The organism is Kocuria varians (genome assembly GCF_006539885.1).
Taxonomy (GTDB): domain Bacteria; phylum Actinomycetota; class Actinomycetes; order Actinomycetales; family Micrococcaceae; genus Kocuria; species Kocuria varians.
This window is the reverse complement of record NZ_BJNW01000001.1, coordinates 1-17,176: the sequence shown is the minus strand read 5'-3', so window position 1 is coordinate 17,176 and position 17,176 is coordinate 1. Positions and strand designations below refer to the sequence as shown.

General features: G+C 67.2%; 13 protein-coding genes and 1 pseudogene. 8 read left to right on the top strand and 6 right to left on the bottom strand.

Features of this window, described 5'->3' with window-relative positions; all coding sequences use genetic code 11:
* Positions 1-17 precede the first annotated feature (17 nt).
* Entirely contained in the window at positions 18-944 is a 927-nt protein-coding gene (locus tag KVA01_RS00070; RefSeq protein WP_068466932.1) for a hypothetical protein, read from the top strand.
* Positions 928-2,007 carry a 4-hydroxy-3-methylbut-2-enyl diphosphate reductase gene (locus KVA01_RS00065; RefSeq protein ID WP_068466934.1) on the top strand — a complete coding sequence of 360 codons (1,080 nt, stop codon included), beginning with the start codon at positions 928-930 and terminating at the stop codon, positions 2,005-2,007. Before KVA01_RS00070 ends, KVA01_RS00065 begins: the two co-directional genes overlap by 17 nt.
* A gap of 85 nt (positions 2,008-2,092) precedes the next feature.
* Here the strand turns inward: KVA01_RS00065 and KVA01_RS00060 are convergent, their stop codons facing one another.
* The 5 genes from KVA01_RS00060 to KVA01_RS00040 all read right to left on the bottom strand — a co-directional run bounded on the left by KVA01_RS00060 (position 2,093) and on the right by KVA01_RS00040 (position 7,103).
* Complete coding sequence (locus tag KVA01_RS00060; protein ID WP_233438709.1) at positions 2,093-3,295, bottom strand: DNA recombination protein RmuC; 1,203 nt, start codon at positions 3,293-3,295, stop codon at positions 2,093-2,095.
* 70 nt (positions 3,296-3,365) lie between these two features.
* Complete coding sequence (locus KVA01_RS00055; protein WP_141268374.1) at positions 3,366-3,977, bottom strand: response regulator transcription factor; 612 nt, start codon at positions 3,975-3,977, stop codon at positions 3,366-3,368.
* Positions 3,974-5,314 carry a sensor histidine kinase gene (locus KVA01_RS00050; RefSeq protein WP_141268372.1) on the bottom strand — a complete coding sequence of 447 codons (1,341 nt, stop codon included), beginning with the start codon at positions 5,312-5,314 and terminating at the stop codon, positions 3,974-3,976. Before KVA01_RS00050 ends, KVA01_RS00055 begins: the two co-directional genes overlap by 4 nt.
* Complete coding sequence (locus KVA01_RS00045) at positions 5,311-6,072, bottom strand: ABC transporter permease (protein ID WP_141268370.1); 762 nt, start codon at positions 6,070-6,072, stop codon at positions 5,311-5,313. Before KVA01_RS00045 ends, KVA01_RS00050 begins: the two co-directional genes overlap by 4 nt.
* Before the next feature lie 104 nt (positions 6,073-6,176).
* A complete protein-coding gene (locus KVA01_RS00040; RefSeq protein WP_141268368.1) occupies positions 6,177-7,103 on the bottom strand; it encodes an ABC transporter ATP-binding protein in 927 nt (308 codons plus the stop codon).
* A gap of 136 nt (positions 7,104-7,239) precedes the next feature.
* Here KVA01_RS00040 and ychF point away from each other — a divergent pair, with 136 nt between their 5' ends.
* The 5 genes from ychF (at position 7,240) to KVA01_RS00015 (ending at position 15,727) form a co-directional block, all read left to right on the top strand.
* Complete coding sequence (ychF, locus tag KVA01_RS00035; protein WP_141268366.1) at positions 7,240-8,343, top strand: redox-regulated ATPase YchF; 1,104 nt, start codon at positions 7,240-7,242, stop codon at positions 8,341-8,343.
* Positions 8,340-9,890, top strand: coding sequence for a type I restriction-modification system subunit M (locus KVA01_RS00030; RefSeq protein ID WP_141268364.1), 1,551 nt, complete (start codon positions 8,340-8,342; stop codon positions 9,888-9,890). Before ychF ends, KVA01_RS00030 begins: the two co-directional genes overlap by 4 nt.
* Positions 9,887-11,113, top strand: a complete 1,227-nt coding sequence (locus KVA01_RS00025; RefSeq protein WP_141268362.1) for a restriction endonuclease subunit S — start codon at positions 9,887-9,889, stop codon at positions 11,111-11,113. Before KVA01_RS00030 ends, KVA01_RS00025 begins: the two co-directional genes overlap by 4 nt.
* Entirely contained in the window at positions 11,110-14,442 is a 3,333-nt protein-coding gene (locus KVA01_RS00020) for a type I restriction endonuclease subunit R (protein WP_141268360.1), read from the top strand. The genes KVA01_RS00025 and KVA01_RS00020 overlap by 4 nt, the downstream gene beginning before the upstream one ends.
* An 85-nt stretch (positions 14,443-14,527) precedes the next feature.
* On the top strand, positions 14,528-15,727 hold the full coding sequence (locus tag KVA01_RS00015) for a hypothetical protein (RefSeq protein WP_141268358.1): 1,200 nt from the start codon (positions 14,528-14,530) through the stop codon (positions 15,725-15,727).
* A gap of 119 nt (positions 15,728-15,846) precedes the next feature.
* Here KVA01_RS00015 and KVA01_RS00010 read toward each other — a convergent pair whose 3' ends face one another.
* Positions 15,847-16,365 carry a hypothetical protein gene (locus KVA01_RS00010; RefSeq protein WP_233438708.1) on the bottom strand — a complete coding sequence of 173 codons (519 nt, stop codon included), beginning with the start codon at positions 16,363-16,365 and terminating at the stop codon, positions 15,847-15,849.
* Positions 16,366-16,385: 20 nt separating this feature from the next.
* Here KVA01_RS00010 and KVA01_RS00005 point away from each other — a divergent pair.
* A pseudogene (locus tag KVA01_RS00005) lies at positions 16,386-17,176 on the top strand (transposase); the annotation flags it as partial.

Below are 17,176 nucleotides of genomic sequence, written 5' to 3'. Positions count from 1 at the left end.
CTCTCTACAGTGGAGCGGTGAGCTCCTCCGCGCGCCCCCGCGTTTCCGCACCCCTCCGCAGCCTCGCCGCGGCGCTGCTGGCCGTGCTGGCCGGGGCGGGATTCGCGCTGTGGCTGGGGATCACGTGGCTGCAGGACCACGTGCTCTCGCCCTCCGGGTTCCAGGACACGGCCGCCGCCGTGATCACGGAGACCTCCTTCCAGAACGAGCTCGTGGGCACCGTGCTGGACCGCGCCACGCTCGGCGTGCTGCAGGACGCGGACACCGGCATCGCCCCCGTGGACCGGGCCGTCGAGAGGCTCCGCACGGCCGTGGTGGACGCCGCCCGCACGTGGCTCACGGCGCCGGAGCAAGAGGGCACCTGGATCCAGGTGCTCAACGACACCCACGACGCCAACGTCCCCCTCACCCCCTCGGCCGGTGCCGCTCCTGACGAGCTCGTGGTGGACCTCGGCGCTCTGGGCCGGGCGGTGGACCACCAGGTCCAGGACACCGTGGGCATCTCCCCGGGCATCGACGCCCACGCCCTGCGGATCACGGTCCCCGGCGCGCACACCGGCCCGGTGGTGGACGCTCTCGTGCGGCTCGCCCAGTGGCGCTACGTGCTGCCGTGGTTCGCCGGTGCCGCCGCGGTGCTCTGCGTGCTCTGCGCACCCCGGCGGTGGACGGCGCTCGCCGGTGTGGGGGCCGCCGGGGTGGTGTGCGCCGGGATCCTGCTGTGCCTGGGACTCGTGGCCACCCGCACCGTGGTGGACGCCTCCGCCGTGGATCCCGTGGCCCACCTGGTCACGGAGCAGATCTTCTCCCTGCTGCGGGACTCGTTCGTCACGCGCTGCGTGGAGGCGATGATGTGGGCTGCCGGGGTGGCGGTGGTGGGTGTGACCGGCGCCGTGGTGCGTGTCCGTGCGGTCACTTACGATGGAGGACATGTCCACCGTGGTTGACCTCTCCATGCCCACCGTTCCCCGGGTGCGTCGCACTCCCCAGGAGATTGCCGACGCCGCCCCGGTCAGCGGGCGCAAGGTGCTGCTGGCCGCGCCACGCGGCTACTGCGCGGGCGTGGACCGGGCCGTGATCGCCGTGGAGAAGGCGCTGGAGCACTACGGTGCGCCGGTGTACGTGCGCAAGGAGATCGTGCACAACAAGCACGTGGTGCAGACGCTCGAGGAACGCGGCGCCGTGTTCGTGGAGGAGACCGACGAGGTCCCTGAGGGCGCGCTGGTCGTGTTCTCCGCCCACGGGGTGTCCCCGGCGGTGGTGCAGTCCGCCCACGACCGCAACCTCCACACCATCGACGCCACGTGCCCGCTCGTGACTAAGGTGCACCGCGAGGCCGTGCGCTTCGCCAAGAACGACTACGAGATCCTCCTGATCGGCCACGTGGGCCACGAGGAGGTCGAGGGCACGTTCGGGGAGGCCCCCGAGCACATCCAGATCGTGAACTCGCCGGAGGACGTGGACACCCTCGAGGTGCGGGACCCGGACAAGGTCGTGTGGCTGTCCCAGACCACCCTCAGCGTGGACGAGACCATGGAGACGGTGAACCGGCTGCGTGCCAAGTTCCCCAACATGATCGACCCGCCGAGCGACGACATCTGCTACGCGACCTCCAACCGCCAGACGGCCATCAAGGAGATCGCCCCGCAGGCGGACCTGGTGATCGTGGTGGGATCCGCGAACTCCTCCAACTCCGTGCGCCTGAAGGAAGTGGCGCTGGAGTACGGTGCCGCGCGCGCCGAGCGGGTGGACTTCGCGAACCAGGTGGACGAGTCCTGGTTCGAGGGCGTGGCCACCGTGGGTGTGACCTCCGGTGCGTCCGTGCCCGAGGTGCTGGTGCAGCAGGTGCTCGACCTGCTCGCCGAGTACGGCTACGGCTCCGTGGAGGAGGTCGTGACCGCTCAGGAGGACATCCTTTTCTCCCTGCCCAAGGAGCTGCGCGCCAAGCTCGCGAAGGACGGGGACACCACCCGCGGTCTGGGTGGCCGCGGCACCAAGCCCTCGCGCTGAGCTGTGGCGCCGGGCCCTCCTACGGGGCCCCGGCACCCACTCCTCACGTTGAGCCCCGGCGTCAGGCCCTTGCCCTGGGCGGCGGTCAGTCGTTCACGAACTCCGTGGCCGTGACCGGACGGGGCGCCGAGTCCACGGTCCTGGTCTCCAGTGCCTCGGAGTCGGTGGTCGTGGGGTCTAGCTCGGCGATCTTGCGCGCCGAGGGCAGCACTCGTGACTCCAGCGAACCCACGAGCTTGTTGTAGCCCTCCACCGAGCGCCGCAGCGAACCGCCCATGTCGGACAGGTGCTTGCCCACCGAGCCCATGCGGTCGTAGAGCTCCCGGGAGAGCCGGTACAGTTCCCGGGCGTTGTCCGTGAGGGTGGCCTGACGCCAGCTGAACGCCACGGCCTTCAGGGACGCGAGCAGGGACACCGGTGACACCAGGGCCACGTTCGCACGCGCCGCGTGATCCAGCAGGGAGGCATCCGCGTCCAGCGCGGCCGCGAGGGCGGACTCGACCGGGACGAAGCACATCACCAGCTCGGGGGAGTTCTCCTCCGCGGACCAGTACTTCTTGGTGCCCAGCGTGTTCACGTGCGCCCGCAGGGCCTTGGCGTGGGCGGCGAGCAGCTGGGCGCGGCGCTGCTCGTTCTCGGGGGAGCCGTCCGAGGGGACGGCCTGGGCGTCAAGGTAGGAGGACATGGGGGCCTTCGCATCCACCACCACGGTCTGCGCGCCGGGCAGGTTGACCACCATGTCCGGGCGCTGGGTGCCGGACTCCGTGGAGCGCACCGTCTGCTCCGTGAAGTCCACGTGGCGTGTCATGCCTGCCGCCTCCACCACGCGGCGCAGCTGCATTTCACCCCATGCACCGCGGGCGGTGGTGGAGCGCAGGGAGCCCTCCAGGGAGGTGGTGGCGTGCAGCAGCTGCTGGTCCGTGGTGCGGGCCGCTTCCAGGGCCTGGGCCACGGCCCCAAACTGCTGCGCACGGTCCCGCTCCAGCTGGTTCACGTGCCGTCCTACGGAGGAGAGCTGGTCGTTGAGCGGTGCCAGCGCCCGCATGACGTCCTGGTCCTGCACGGCCCGCGCCTCGAGGGACTCCACACGCTGCTCGAGCTGCTCGGCCGCGGCCTGAGCGGAGGCAGCGTCCTGCAGGGCGGCGAGCCGCTGCCCCCGGGCCTCCTCCAGCTCGGTCTCCAGCGCCGTGGACTTCTGGTGGGCCAGCACGTACCCCAGCACCACACCCACCACGAGGGCGAACAGCGCCCACAACCACCACACCTGAGCCATCACCGAAGCATCCATGCGCTCACCATGACAATTCCGTCCGACACGCATAAGCGCCCCGGCGGGGCTCGTCACCGGATCCGGAGGGCTACAGCCACCCGTTGCGCGCGGCGACGGCCACCGCCTCGGTCCGGTTGGCTGTTCCGGTCTTGCCGATCGCCGAGGACAGGTGGTTGCGCACCGTCCCCGCGGAGAGGTGCAGGGCCCGCCCGATCTGCCCCGCCGAAGCCCCGTGGGACGCCTCGCGCAGCACGTCTTGCTCCCGCGGGGTCAGGGGGTTCGGCCCGGCCAGCAGGGACTTCTCGGCCAGCGCCGGGTCGACCACGCGCAGCCCGGCGTGCACCTTCCGGATGGCCTCCGCGAGCTCCGCAGCGGGGGTGTCCTTGACCACGAAGCCGGACGCCCCGGCGTCGAACGCGCGCCGCAGGTAGCCGGGGCGGTCGAACGTGGTGACCATCAGGCACCGCGTCCCGCGCCCGGCAGCCACGATTCGCTCGGTGGCCTCCAGCCCGGTGAGGCCGGGCATCTCGATGTCCAGCAGGGCCACGTCCACGGGGAGCTCCCCGGCAATAGCGACCGCCTCGGCACCGTCGGCGGCCTGGGCCACCACGGTGATGTCCGGTTCCAGGTCCAGCAGAGCGGCCAGTCCGGCGCGCACGAGGGCCTGGTCGTCCGCGATCAGCACTCGGATCTCGGTCATGCCCGCCTCACCTCCACGATCGTGCCGCCCCGGGGATCCCGCGCGACCGTCACCTCACATCCCGCAGCCCGAGCCCGCTCCTTCATGCCGCGGATGCCGTTGCCCTCTCGCAGCTCCGGTTCGGCGGCACCGCCCCCGGTGCTCGCCTCGGGTCCGGAGCACGACGACGCCGCCTCACCGCGGTCCCCGGCCCGCACCGGCCGCGGCGAGTCCGGGCCGACGTGCCCCACACTGGCCCGGTCGGGCACATCCGCCGCGGCGTCGTCGGGGCGCGGAGGGCTCGTCGAGGGCGCCTCGCCGCCCGGACGAGCGACGGTGTCGGTCCGGGCTGAGTGGTGAGTGAGGGCACCCGCAGCCCGTGCGCCGTCGTCCGCGATGCGCAGCGACGAACCGGTGACCGTGACGCGGCAGTGAGCGGCGCCCGAGTGGCGAACCACATTGGTCACGGCCTCGCGCAGGATCCATGCGAACACGGAACGGGTGACGGCGTCGAGGGGCGGGACCGAGGACGGCAGGTGCGGGGTGATCCCGGCGGCGCGCAGGGCCGCGCGCGCCTGGACGAGCTCCACCCCCAGATCCAGGTCGCGCAGCCTGCCCACCGTGGAGCGGACGTCGGTGAGGGCTTCGCGGGACAGGGCCAGGACGTCGTTCAGCTCGGCGACGGCGCGCTGCGGGTCCGTCTCCACGAGCCGCTGGGCGAGCTGCGTCTTGACGGTGATGACCGTGAGGGAGTGGCCCAGGATGTCGTGCACGTCCCGACCCACGGCCTCGCGCTGCCGGGAGACCGCGAGCTCGCGGGCCAGGCGCTCATGGGTCTCGGAGCGTTCCACGGCGAAGCGGGAGAGCAGAATGATCGGCCCGGGCAGGACCAGGCCGAACAGCGGCCAGAACCACTGCTCCCGGGGGAGCAGCATGAGCAGCGGCACCAGGGCCGCCACCTCGATCAGGAGCGAGGCCAGGATGCCCTGGCGCAGGGGCAGCCGGAACGCGCACACGGCCACGAAGAACGGGGCCGTGTAGGTCATGCCCCACGGCGAGGCCGGCAGCAGCAGGGTCAGCGGCACCAGCAGGACCACGCACCACAGCACGGCGTTGCCCAGCACGCTCAGGCGCGGGACCAGGATCTGCCGGATCCAGGAGAGCGTGTAGAGCCCGGCGAAGAGCACCAGTCCGAGCAGTCCCAGGGCAGTGGCCCAGACCGACTCGTCACTCTGCAGCAGTGCCGCGGCGGGCATCACGAGGAACACGAGCCAGACGGTGGCAAACAGCAGGTCGGACCAATGGTGCTCGGGTTCCTCGGTGCGTGGGCGCGGGGCGGTCCGCGTGGCGGCGCTCATCGGCGGCCCATGGAGGATCGGGCTGCTAGCAGCGCGATGATCCCGAACACGGCGGCCCAGGCCACGGCGTTGACCACGAGCCACAGCAGGCTGTCGGTCTGCGGGGCACCGCCCATGGTGGCCACCTCACCTTCGGTCACGGGATAGCGGGCAATGCCCACGATTCCATACATGGGGGTGAAGCGGGCGACGGCCAGCATCCCGCCGGAGAGCGGCATGAACACGTTGCCAAAGAACGCGAACACCACCAGGGCGCCGGTGGCGGCTCCCACTGCGGTGTCCGAGCGGAAGATCAGGCCCGCGGCCAGCCCGTAGAACGCGAACACCACGGAGACCACCACGCACAGCACGGCGGCCAGCGCCCAGCGCCAGAGGTCGTCCATCGAGGCGTTGGTGAACGCTCCCACTAGGAACACGATGACCACGGGCAGCACGGCGATCAGCAGAGCCACCGCCACCTTGGTGGCCGCGTAGCCGCCCGTGCCCATGGGGGTCAGGGCGAGCTGCCGGCCCCAGCCCTGCAACCGTTCCACGGCCGCGCCGGCGGAGATGGCGGTGGTGGCGGTGACGGCCCCGTACACGGCCATCGACACCATCACGTACGCGGAGACGTTGCCCCCGGGCAGGCGGGCGTCGGACCAGCCCTGCACCGCGCCGAACAGGATGAACAGCACGGCGGGCAGCAGGGCCACGAACACCAGGTTGGGGATCGAGCGGAGGTTCCGCCGCACGTCGTGGGCGGTGTAGGTCAGGGACATGACGGGCTCCTTGGGGTCTGGGTGCGGTTATGGGCGCGCGAGCTGCGGGGCGCGGGGAGGGGCGGGAGAACGGTGCGGTCACCCGCGGTGCGCTGCGCGCGGGCTCACGCGGCGGCGTCGTCTCGATGGATCAACGCCGCGAACGCCTCGTCCAGGCCGCCGCGGGAGATCTCCAGGGCGCTCGCGGGGGTGCGGGTCAGCAGCTCGCGCGCGAGGGCGTCCGCGTCCTCGGTGCGCAGGTGCACGCGGGACTCCGAGCGGCGCGAGACGGTGGCGCCCGCGAACTCGGGCAGTGGTTCGCCCGGTGGCCACACGAAGGAGACGGTGTGGTGCCGAGACATGGAGCGCAGCTCGTCCACTGAGCCGTCGAACGTGACGCGCCCGGCATCCATGAGGACGATCCGCTCGGCGACGTCCTCCGCCTCCTGGAGGTAGTGCGTGGCGAACACGACCGTGAGCCCGCGCTCGGTCTCGGCGCGCATCGCGTCCCAGAACTCGGTGCGGGACTGCACGTCCATGCCCGCGGTCGGCTCGTCCAGCACGAGCAGCTCGGGGCGCGGGAGCAGGGCCAGGGCAAAGCGGACGCGCTGCTGCTGCCCGCCCGAGCACTTGGACACCTTCCGGCGCGCGAACGACGCCGCTCCCGCCCGTTCCAGCGCCTCGTCCACGGGCAGGTGGTCCGGGTAGAGGGACGCGATCATGGTCACGGTCTCGCGCACGCTCAGGTCCGCGAGCAGCCCGCCCACCTGCTGCACCGCGCCCACCTTCCCGTGGGCCACGGCCGCGCGCGGGCGTTCGCCGCACACGCTCACCGCCCCGGAGGTGGGCTCGCTCATGCCGAGCACCATGTCCAGCAGGGTCGTCTTTCCGGCGCCGTTCGGCCCCAGCAGGGCGACGACGCCGCCGCGCGGGATCTCCAGCGAGACACCCTGCACGGCGCGGACCGTCTCGGAGCGTGTGCGGAAGGTCTTGACGGCATCCTGCGCCTGGATGGCGGGGGAGTGGGGCTGCGGTGGGTGTGTGGTGTTCATGGGTCCAGATTCCCGTGCGGCGGGTCGGCGCTGAACTGTTGATTGTCACGAGTGGGGCGTGACATGTGTCAGGGGTGGGATGGGCCGCGGAGTCGCGTGGCGGCGTCGTCGGGCGGCCCCGGTAAGATGGCGGACCGTGGCTCTTACTATTGGAATCGTCGGTCTGCCGAACGTCGGAAAATCAACCCTGTTCAACGCGCTCACGCGCAACACGGTGCTCGCCGCGAACTATCCGTTCGCGACCATCGAGCCGAACGTGGGCGTGGTGAACCTGCCGGACGAGCGGCTGGACAAGCTCGCGGAGCTGTTCGACTCGCAGAAGATCGTGCCGGCAACGGTGTCCTTCGTGGACATCGCGGGCATCGTGAAGGGCGCGTCCGAGGGGGAGGGGCTGGGCAACCAGTTCCTGGCCAATATCCGTGAGGCCCACGCGATCGCCCAGGTCATCCGTGTGTTCGACGATCCGGACGTGATCCACGTGGACGGCAAGATCGACCCGGCCTCGGACCGCGAGACCATCAACACCGAGCTGATTCTGGCCGATCTGCAGACCCTCGAGAACGCCATTCCCAAGCTCGAGAAGCAGGTCAAGATCAAGAAGGGCTCGCCCGAGCAGCTCGCGGCGTACCAGGCCGCGGAGAAGGTGCTGGCGGAGGGCCGCACGATCTTCGAGGCTGCCGGGCCCGAGAAGCTCGACACCGACAACCTGCGTGAGCTGAACCTGCTCACCGCCAAGCCGTTCATCTACGTGTTCAACGCGGACGAGGGCGTGCTGTCCTCACCCGAGCGTCAGGCTGAGCTGGAGGCGCTGGTGGCGCCCGCGCAGTGCGTGTTCCTGGACGCCAAGCTGGAAGCGGATCTGGTGGAGCTCTCCGAGGAGGAGGCCCGCGAGATGCTGGAGATGGAGGGCCAGGACGAGTCCGGCCTGGACAAGCTGGCCCGAGTGGGCTTCTCCACCCTGGGCCTGCAGACCTACCTCACCGCCGGCCCCAAGGAGGCCCGCGCGTGGACCATCAACCAGGGCGACACCGCGCCCAAGGCCGCCGGGGTGATCCACTCGGACTTCGAGCGGGGCTTCATCAAGGCGGAGATCGTCTCCTACGACGACCTCGTGGCCGCCGGATCCATGGCCGACGCGAAGGCCGCGGGCAAGGTGCGCATGGAGGGCAAGGAGTACGTGATGCAGGATGGGGATGTGGTGGAGTTCCGTAGCGGACTAACCTCTGGAGGAAAGAAGTGAAGACGGTCGACCTCGGCAAGGTCCGCAGCACCCTATGGGCTGCAGCTGACGAGTTGCGCGCCAACTCCAAGCTCACCCCCGTCCAGTACCGCGACCCCGTCCTGGGGCTTGTCTTCCTCGCGTACGCGGAGAACCGCTTCGAGGCCGTGCGTGGGGTGGTCGAGTCGAAGGCCAGTGCTCGGAACCCGGCGACGGCCGCCGACTACAAGGCCAGATCGGTGCTCTACGTCCCCGACGAGTCACGGCTGTCCAGCCTGGTCGATCTTCCCGAGGGTGATGACGTCGGTAAAGCCACCGACGATGCGATCAATGCCATCGAGGCAGCCAACCCGGAGCTGAAGGACATCCTGCCGCGCGGGTACCGGAAGCTCGAGCGCTCGACCTTGATCGAGCTGCTTCGACTCTTCGCGCCGTTGCCCACCCAGCTCTCGGGTGACGCCTTCGGATTCATCTACGAGGACTTCCTGTCCAACTTCGCCGCGCAGGAAGGGAAGGGCGGCGGCGAGTACTTCACCCCGTACTCCATCGTCCGGCTCATCGTCGAGATCCTCGAGCCCTTCCAGGGGCGCGTGTTCGACCCTGCCTGCGGGTCGGGCGGCATGTTTGTCCAGTGTGCGAAGTTCGTCGAGCGCCACAACGAATCGGCCAGCCGCCAACTCTCTATTCTCGGTGTTGAAAAGACCGACGACACCGTCCCGCTGGCCAAGATGAACCTGGCATTGCACGGGTTGTCCGGGGACATCCGGCAGGCCAACAGCTACTACGAGGACCCGCACAGCGCCGTGGGTGCTTTCGACTACGTGATGGCCAACCCGCCCTTCAACGTAGACAAGATCAAGAAGGACCAGCTCGCCGGTGACAGGCGGTTCCCGTTCGGCCTGCCCAGGGCCGATAACGGCAACTTCCTGTGGATCCAGCAGTTCTACGCCGCGCTGTCCCCGACCGGCCGTGCCGGCTTCGTCATGGCGAACTCCGCAGGCGACGCGGGCCACTCTGAGAAGGAGATCCGCAAGCAACTGATCGAGTCCGGCACCGTGGACGTGATGGTCGCGATTAGTTCCAACTTCTTCTATACGGTTACCCTGCCGGTGACATTGTGGTTCCTTGACAAGGCCAAGGTCGGCACCCCGCGCGAGGACACCGTATTGTTCCTCGACGCTCGCCACATCTTCCGGCAGATCGACCGCGCCCACCGTGACTTCACAGCCGATCAGATCGAGTTCCTAGCCAATGTGGTGCGGCTCTACCGTGGCGAGGACGTCGAGACCGTCGACGGCAGCGAAGCGCTGTTGGCCGAGAACTTCCCCGACGGGAAGTATGTCGACGTCGGAGGCCTGTGCAAGATCGCCACCCGCGCCGAGATAGAAGCACAAGGCTGGAGCCTGAACCCCGGCCGCTACACCGGCACTGTTGCAGTCGACGTGCGTGAAGTCGACTTTATAGGCGACCTTACGGCGCTGTACGAGGAGTTCGCGACGCTGAGCGACGAGGGTGATGTCCTGCGTTCGAAGGTCGATGCTGCGGTTCAAGGGATCCTCGACGCATGAGTGAGTGGCCGACGACAACGCTGGGCGAGTTGATTCACGTGAAGCACGGCTATGCCTTCAAGGGCGAGCACTTTGCCGCGACCGGCGACAAACTCGTGCTGAAGCCGGGCAACTTCCCGATCGGGGGCGGGCTCAAGCTTCGCCCCGGCAAGGACGACTACTACACCGGCACCTACCCGCCGGAGTTTGAACTAGCGCCTGGCGACATGGTCGTCGTCATGACCGACCTCACACAGTCCGCTCCCATCCTCGGGTCGCCAGCGTTCGTGCCTGCCAAGCCGTCCATGCTTCACAACCAGCGACTCGGCCTTGTCCAGATAAAGCCGGGCGCGAAGGTGGACGAGCGATTTCTGTACTACTCGATGCTTTCGGACACGGCACGAAGCCAGGTTCGCGCCACTGCAACCGGTGCAACTGTTCGACACACCGCGCCCGAGCGTCTCTACCGCGTGCGGATTGCCTTCCCGGACCTCCGAGTGCAGCAGTCAGTCGGTGAGATCCTCGCGTCTGTCGATGAGCTCATCGAAAACAATCGGCGGCGCGTGGAGGTGCTGGAGGAGATGGCGCGGGCCATCTACCGTGAGTGGTTCGTGAAGTTCCGCTTTCCTGGCCACGAGGACGTGCCCATGGTCGACTCGGTCGTCGGACCGATTCCCGAGGGGTGGCGCGCAGCGACAATAGGTGACGCTCTGGAACTTAAGTACGGCAAGGCGCTCAAGGCTAGCGCCAGACGTGGAGGCGGCGTGGCGGTTGTGAGTTCTGCCGGAGTCGTGGGCTGGCACGATGAGTCGTTCGTCGACGGTCCTGCGATCGTTGTTGGACGCAAGGGCAACGTCGGTAGCGTTCACTGGGTCGACGGACCCTGCTGGCCCATCGACACTGCCTACTTTGTGCAGACTGACTTGCCGTTGAGGTTCGTTTCCGAGCAGTTGCGCCGGACGGCATTCACTAACTCCCATGCCGCCGTCCCGGGACTCAGCCGTGAGGCCGCGTATGCGCAACCTTTCCTGCTCCCGGATGTGCAGGTGCTTGACTCATTTCAGGCCCTTGTCGATCCCCTCGGATCCCACGCGACCGGCCTCATGTCGCAGAACGAGAAACTCGCAGAGGTGCGGGATCTTCTGCTGCCGAAGTTGGTAACTGGACAGATCGACGTGTCGTCGCTCGATCTTGATGCGGTGATTTCGACGGGCTCAACCGAAGAGAGCGCGGTGGCGCAATGACTCCCACGGGCCCGGAATACTGGTACGTCGAGAAGCCGAGCATCGAGCTTCTGGCGGAGCTCGGCTGGACTCCAGTCGACGCCTTCCAGGAGATCTTGGGACCCGAGGGCAGCCTGGGGCGCGACTCCCAACGTGATGTCGTGCTCGTTCACCGGCTGCGGCTTGCTATGCGCAAGATCAACTCTGAATACGTGCCCGATATCGCTATCAACGAGGCGATCGAGGTGCTGACGAAGGACCGCACAGCCATGGACCGGGTCCGCGCCAATCGGGAAGTCCATGACCTGCTGCGTGACGGCTATCTGGCGGAGTGGACTGACGACCAGGGCACGAAGCAGATTGAGACCTTACGGTTCCTCGACTTCAAGGATTCATCGAACAACGACCTGCTGGCCGTGCAGCAGCTCTGGGTCAAGGGCAACCTGCACAGCCGACGCCTGGACCTGGTGCTGTTCATCAACGGTATCCCGTTGGTACTGATGGAGTTCAAGGAGCCCAACGAGTCGGTCAAGGCGGCTTACGCCAACAATCTGACGGACTACCGCGACACCATCCCTCAGCTGTTCATCCCGAACTGCTTCGTGGTGCTCTCCAACGGTTCCGTGGCCAAGGTCGGCTCCACGTACTCGTCCTTCGAATTCTTCAATGACTGGAAAGTCATCGACGCCCACGGCACCCGCGGTGCGGTCGCACTGGAGACCGCGCTGCGCGGCACCTGCCACCCGGCGGTGCTGCTGGACCTGCTGGAAAACTTCGTTGCTTACATGGAGCGTCCCGGTGGCCTGATCAAGGTGATCGCTCGGTCCCACCAGTACCTCGGAGTCAACGCGGCGATCGAGAACCTGCACCGGGCGCGTGCTGAGCAGGACAAGCGCCTGGGAGTCTTCTGGCATACCCAGGGCTCGGGCAAGTCGCTGTCGATGCTGTGGTTCAGCCAGAAGGTGCTGCGACGGGTGCCGGGCAGGTGGACGTTTGTCATGGTCACCGACCGCACCGAGCTCGACACTCAGCTCCACGGGGAGTTCGCCGACGCCGGGGCGATCTCGCCCGAGGCCAGGGTGCACGCAGACTCCGTGGCGCACCTGCGTGAGCTGCTGGCGGCTGACCACCGGTACGTGTTCACGTTGATCCACAAGTTCCAGCCGTCGAAGGCGTTGGGGGAGCGGCAGATGCCGGTTCTCTCAACCCGTTCGGATGTCATCGTCATCACCGACGAGGCGCACCGAAGCCAGTACGACACACTCGCCCTGAACATGCGCACTGCGCTACCGAACGCCTCGATGATGGGCTTCACCGGCACACCGCTGATCGCCGGTGAGGAGCAGGCCACGCGCGAGCAGTTCGGCGACTACGTCAGCGTCTACAACTTCCGCGACGCGATCGAGGACGGCGCGACGGTCCCGTTGTACTACGAGAACCGCATTCCCGAGCTGCAGCTGGTCAACGAGAATTTCTCCGAGGAACTCAACGAACTCCTCGAGGAGGCCGAGCTCGACGAGGACGCCGAGGGCCAGCTCGCTCGGGCGTTCGGTACGCAATACACGCTGCTGACACGTCCTGAGCGCCTGAAGACGATCGCCAAGGACCTCGTGACCCACTTCGTCGGCCGGGGCTTCACCGGCAAGGCGATGTACGTCGGGCTCGACAAGGCCGCAGCCGTGCGGATGTACAACCTCGTCCGAGAAGCCTGGACCGAGCATCTGGCTGACCTGAAGGCGGAGCATGACGCGTTGCCAGAGCTCGAGCGTCCGTGGCTGGCATCGCGGATCGAGCTCATGGAGACCACCGACATGGCGGTCGTGGTCTCGCAGAGCCAGAACGAGCTGAAGATGCTTGACGAACAGGGCCTCGACATCCGACCGCACCGCGAGCGGATGATCCGCGAGGACCTGGCCGAGAAGTTTAAGGACGCCCAGGACCCGCTGCGGCTCGTGTTCGTCTGCGCGATGTGGATGACCGGCTTCGACGCGCCCAGTGTCTCGACGGTCTACCTCGACCGGCCGATGCGTAATCATACGTTGATGCAGACGATCGCCAGGGCCAACCGGGTCTTCCCGGAGAAGGACAACGGGTTGATCGTCGACTACGTCGGTGTCTTCCGGAACCTGGAGAAGGCGTTGGCGATCTACGGGGCCGCGAACGCCGGCGACTCACCGATCGAAATCATCGACGCCCTCGCCGCCGAGCTGGACGCTGCCGTGGCCGACCTGTTCGCCTTCTGCACCGGCGTCGGAGTCGACCTTGCTGCGATGCGCGACGCCGAAGGATTCGACCACGTCGCCAAGCGCGACGCAGCTGTCGAGGCGCTGCTCGTCGACGAGGACACACGCACCGACTTCCAGCAGAAGGCGCGCCAGGTGCGCAAGCTCTTCAAGGCCCTCCTGCCCGACCCCAAGGCTGCTGCGCAGCAACGCAACGTCGCAGCGATCAGGGTGCTCGCCGAGCGCATCGCGGAGGTCACACGGCCGGCCGAGGCGGACCTCGGTTCGGTCACGGATGCGGTGGACGCACTGCTCGACCGCTCCGTAGGTGCAGAGGAATATGTCATCCGAGCCGCTGCCGAGGGGACCAAACCCGATCCGCTCATTGACCTGTCACAGATCGACTTCGAGGGCCTGGCGACCAAGTTCGCTGGTCGCAAGCGAGCCGAGACGGACCGACTGGCGCAACTGCTACGCCAACAGGCCATCGCCTCGGCGACGCGCAACCCCACCCGGTACGAACTCGTCGAGCGGATCGAGCAGCTGATCGACGACTACAACTCCGGCAGCGTGAACATCGACGAGTACCTGCGGCGCTTGATCGAGCTGTCGCAGAACCTGACCGAGGAGGAAGAACGGTCGGCTCGTGAGGGAATGACCGAGGAAGAGCTAGCGATCTTCGACCTGCTGACCCAGCCCGATCCGGTGCTCACCGACGACGAGCGCGACACGGTGAAGGCCAGCGCAAAGAAGTTGCTGGAACATCTCCATGACAAACTAGTCCAAGACTGGCGACGCAAGGTCGACGTGATGAATGACGTCGATAGCACGATCCGACGAGTCCTGGACCAAGAGCTGCCCGAGACTCCCTACACGCTCGACATCTTCTCCTCGAAGGTGCGGCTTGTCTTTGATCATGTCCTCACTGCCTACGGCGACGACGGAGAGAGCGCCTACACCCCGCGGGTCGATTTCCACTGGCCCGCGCAGTCGGTGGAGTACGACGGCCCAGACGTGCCTCTTGATGTGGACAAGATCGCTGACGACGTCGTCGCCCGCATCCACGTCGATCCGACCTTCGCCTCTCAAGTGGCCGCACAACTGGGTGCCACCGACTCAGCGATGTAGAGCGCCCAAGAGTCTCTGAGAGTGCCGACAACGGTCTCGATGATGCAACGTCGGTTCGAGCGAGCGTGGCGACCAGGAGAGTGTCATGACACACAACGATGACCGTGAGGACGATCTCAAGCCTGCCCAAGAGAGGGAACGCAACTCGGAGAGCGAGCAAGACGGAGACTCTGCTGCGGACGTCGGGGCGAGGCTTCGACTGCCGCCAAGGTTCGCGCAGTCTTTGATGCCCAGCATGGATGCCGCCGTCGCGAAGATGGTCGCGCCCATCCGAGAGCAGATGAAGGCAATGATCCCGGGCACCTCGGCGTACGCGCGGGACATCATGGGGCTGCTGAACCGACGCCTCCAGGAGCAGATGAAGTCGGCGCTGCCTGACTACGACGTGCTGGTCAAGAATGCGCTCGAGCCATACAACGAACGGGTCCAGTCGCAGGTGGCGTCGATCGTGGCGAGCCTACCGACGTTCACGGCTCCGATGATCGACTTCTCGGCGCTGAAGGGCATCGGAGTCAGCCCAGAGATCGAGCCGATGCTCAAGCAGATCGCGAGCCAGCAGGCCGCGATGCTCGAGGGGCTGCGCGGCTCCCTGAAGCCGCTCTTCGACCCGCAGATGCTGCGCGGGTTCAACCGTGCGCTCCTCCCGCCTAATCTGAGGAGCCACGCAGACGAGATCAAGGCCTATCAAGTGCATGAGTTCCTCGAGCAGGAGGGCATCCCGCTCTACCTGGTGCCTCGCGGCCGCACAGCGCTCCGCCTGCTCCGGGCACAGGACCGCTCGGGCCGTCGGCGGGTGCTGGGCGACTGTTACGAGTCGATCACCGACGACTGCGCTACCGTTCTTGAGCAGGCGAACCGCGACGTAGTCGGCGACGAGCTGAAGTTCGTACTCGACGGGCTCGGCGCGATGCGTTCTAGACACTTCCGCTCGGCCCAGGCGATGTTCACCGTTACGCTCGACACGCTCATCTACCGTTTCTACCCCGACCAGGCCGCCCGACGCCTCATCACGAATCGGAAGAAGGACGCGGACGTGCCGGCCGCCATCGACGAGATGGGTGTCCACGAGGCGATGGTCTGGCTGCCGATCTGGAACGCCCACGAGCAGTTCTGGAAGCACAAGGGCGACAAGGTGCCGAACTACTACTCGCGCCACGCGAGCGTGCATGGCGTCTCCTCGCGTCAGTTCAGTAAGTGCAACTGCATCCAGGTTCTCATGCTGATCACCAGTCTCATCGGCTACGCCGACCAGCTCATGTCGTCGGCTGAGCGTGCCAGAGCTTGATCATGTCGTCGCCGTCGGAGTAGACGGCTTCGCTGCCTTTGCCCATTGCGCGCTCGACGAGCTCCTCTACCCCTCACACCGCTTCGACAGAGAAATAGGCCCTGACGTGGACCTACGCTCTAGAGAGTGGGGGCGCTCGTGGCTCGGTCGGGGGTCCAGCTCGAGTTCGAGTTTCCTGCCGCGATCTCTTTCGCTCGGTGGCAGAGGGCGCCCGCGTATGTGTCGACCGTTGCCGCCCATGCATGCTGGATGATATCGCGGACATCCGTAGTCTCGCCGCCCTCCGGCAACGTAAACGTCAAGACGCGCTTGAAATCATTGTTGGCGTCGATGTTTGTATCGATGTTAGGCAGCCGGCCATCGAGTTGAAGAGTGTTGAGTAGTTTCTTGAATTCGGGGTCAATCCACATCTCGCACAGTGACGCTGACTCTGTGAACCGGGCGCGGTCGGCCTCGGAAAATTCCTGAACGAGCGTCTTAAGCTCGGGGTGGACTCGGTTTGCGTGCTCGGCAAGGTCGGGGAAGCTGAGGGTTAGCGGCTCTTCACAGATGAGGGTGTAGCTGTGGTGCGACCTGGGGCGGCGCGTCGGTGTCGGGGTGAGGGTCGAGGTCTTCCGATGATGGGAGTTCTCACACAACCCGTCCGGAAGACCTCGACGTGCCTGACGCTACCTTCACGCGCCCTGACCTGACTACCTTCACCCGCCTCGACGGCCTCGGTCTGGAGGTCACCGGCCAGCTGCTCGAGCCTGACCGGTCCGTGCTGGCGTGCCGGGTCGTGGAGCCGGACGACTGGTGCAGGCGGTGCGGCTGCCAGGGCGTGCCCCGTGACACGGTGAGCAGGGAGTTGGCGCACGAGCCGTTCGGGTGGCGCCCTACCACGCTGGTGCTCACCGTGCGCCGCTACCGCTGCAAGGAGTGCTCGCACGTGTGGCGTCAGGACACCACCGCTGCGGCGCCGCCGCGGGCCAAGATCTCCCGCGCCGGCCTGCGGTGGGGTCTGGTCGGGATCGTCGTCGGCCACCTGTCGATGGCCCGAGTTGCCGAAGGACTGGCTGGCCGAGCGGGACCGGGCTTGGCGCGATGGGATCGAGGTCGTGGCCATGGAGGGGTTCGCGGGCTTCAAGACCGCCACCACCGAGGAGCTGCCGGACGCCGTCACGGTTATGGATCCCTTCCACGTCATCCGGTTGGCCGGGGACGCTCTCGATGAGTGCCGCCGCCGAGTCCAGCAGGAACTGCACGGACACCGCGGACGCAAGGGCGACCCGCTCTACACCGCGCGGCGGACCCTGCACACCGGGGCTGACCTGCTCACCGACCGCCAGCACGAGCGCCTTGACAAGCTCTTCGCTGGGGACCGGCACGTGCAAGTCGAGTGCACCTGGGGGATCTACCAGCGCATGATCTCCGCCTACCGTCACCCCGACCGGGCAGCCGGCCGCGTCG

Excerpts from the sequence above, each read along its gene's own strand:
- KVA01_RS00065 (WP_068466934.1), top strand. The coding sequence starts at position 928 with ATGTCCACCGTGGTTGACCTCTCCATGCCCACCGTTCCCCGGGTGCGT.
- KVA01_RS00060 (WP_233438709.1), bottom strand. The coding sequence starts at position 3,295 with ATGGATGCTTCGGTGATGGCTCAGGTGTGGTGGTTGTGGGCGCTGTTC.
- KVA01_RS00055 (WP_141268374.1), bottom strand. The coding sequence starts at position 3,977 with ATGACCGAGATCCGAGTGCTGATCGCGGACGACCAGGCCCTCGTGCGC.
- KVA01_RS00050 (WP_141268372.1), bottom strand. The coding sequence starts at position 5,314 with ATGAGCGCCGCCACGCGGACCGCCCCGCGCCCACGCACCGAGGAACCC.
- KVA01_RS00045 (WP_141268370.1), bottom strand. The coding sequence starts at position 6,072 with ATGTCCCTGACCTACACCGCCCACGACGTGCGGCGGAACCTCCGCTCG.
- KVA01_RS00040 (WP_141268368.1), bottom strand. The coding sequence starts at position 7,103 with ATGAACACCACACACCCACCGCAGCCCCACTCCCCCGCCATCCAGGCG.
- KVA01_RS00025 (WP_141268362.1), top strand. The coding sequence starts at position 9,887 with ATGAGTGAGTGGCCGACGACAACGCTGGGCGAGTTGATTCACGTGAAG.
- KVA01_RS00020 (WP_141268360.1), top strand. The coding sequence starts at position 11,110 with ATGACTCCCACGGGCCCGGAATACTGGTACGTCGAGAAGCCGAGCATC.
- KVA01_RS00015 (WP_141268358.1), top strand. The coding sequence starts at position 14,528 with ATGACACACAACGATGACCGTGAGGACGATCTCAAGCCTGCCCAAGAG.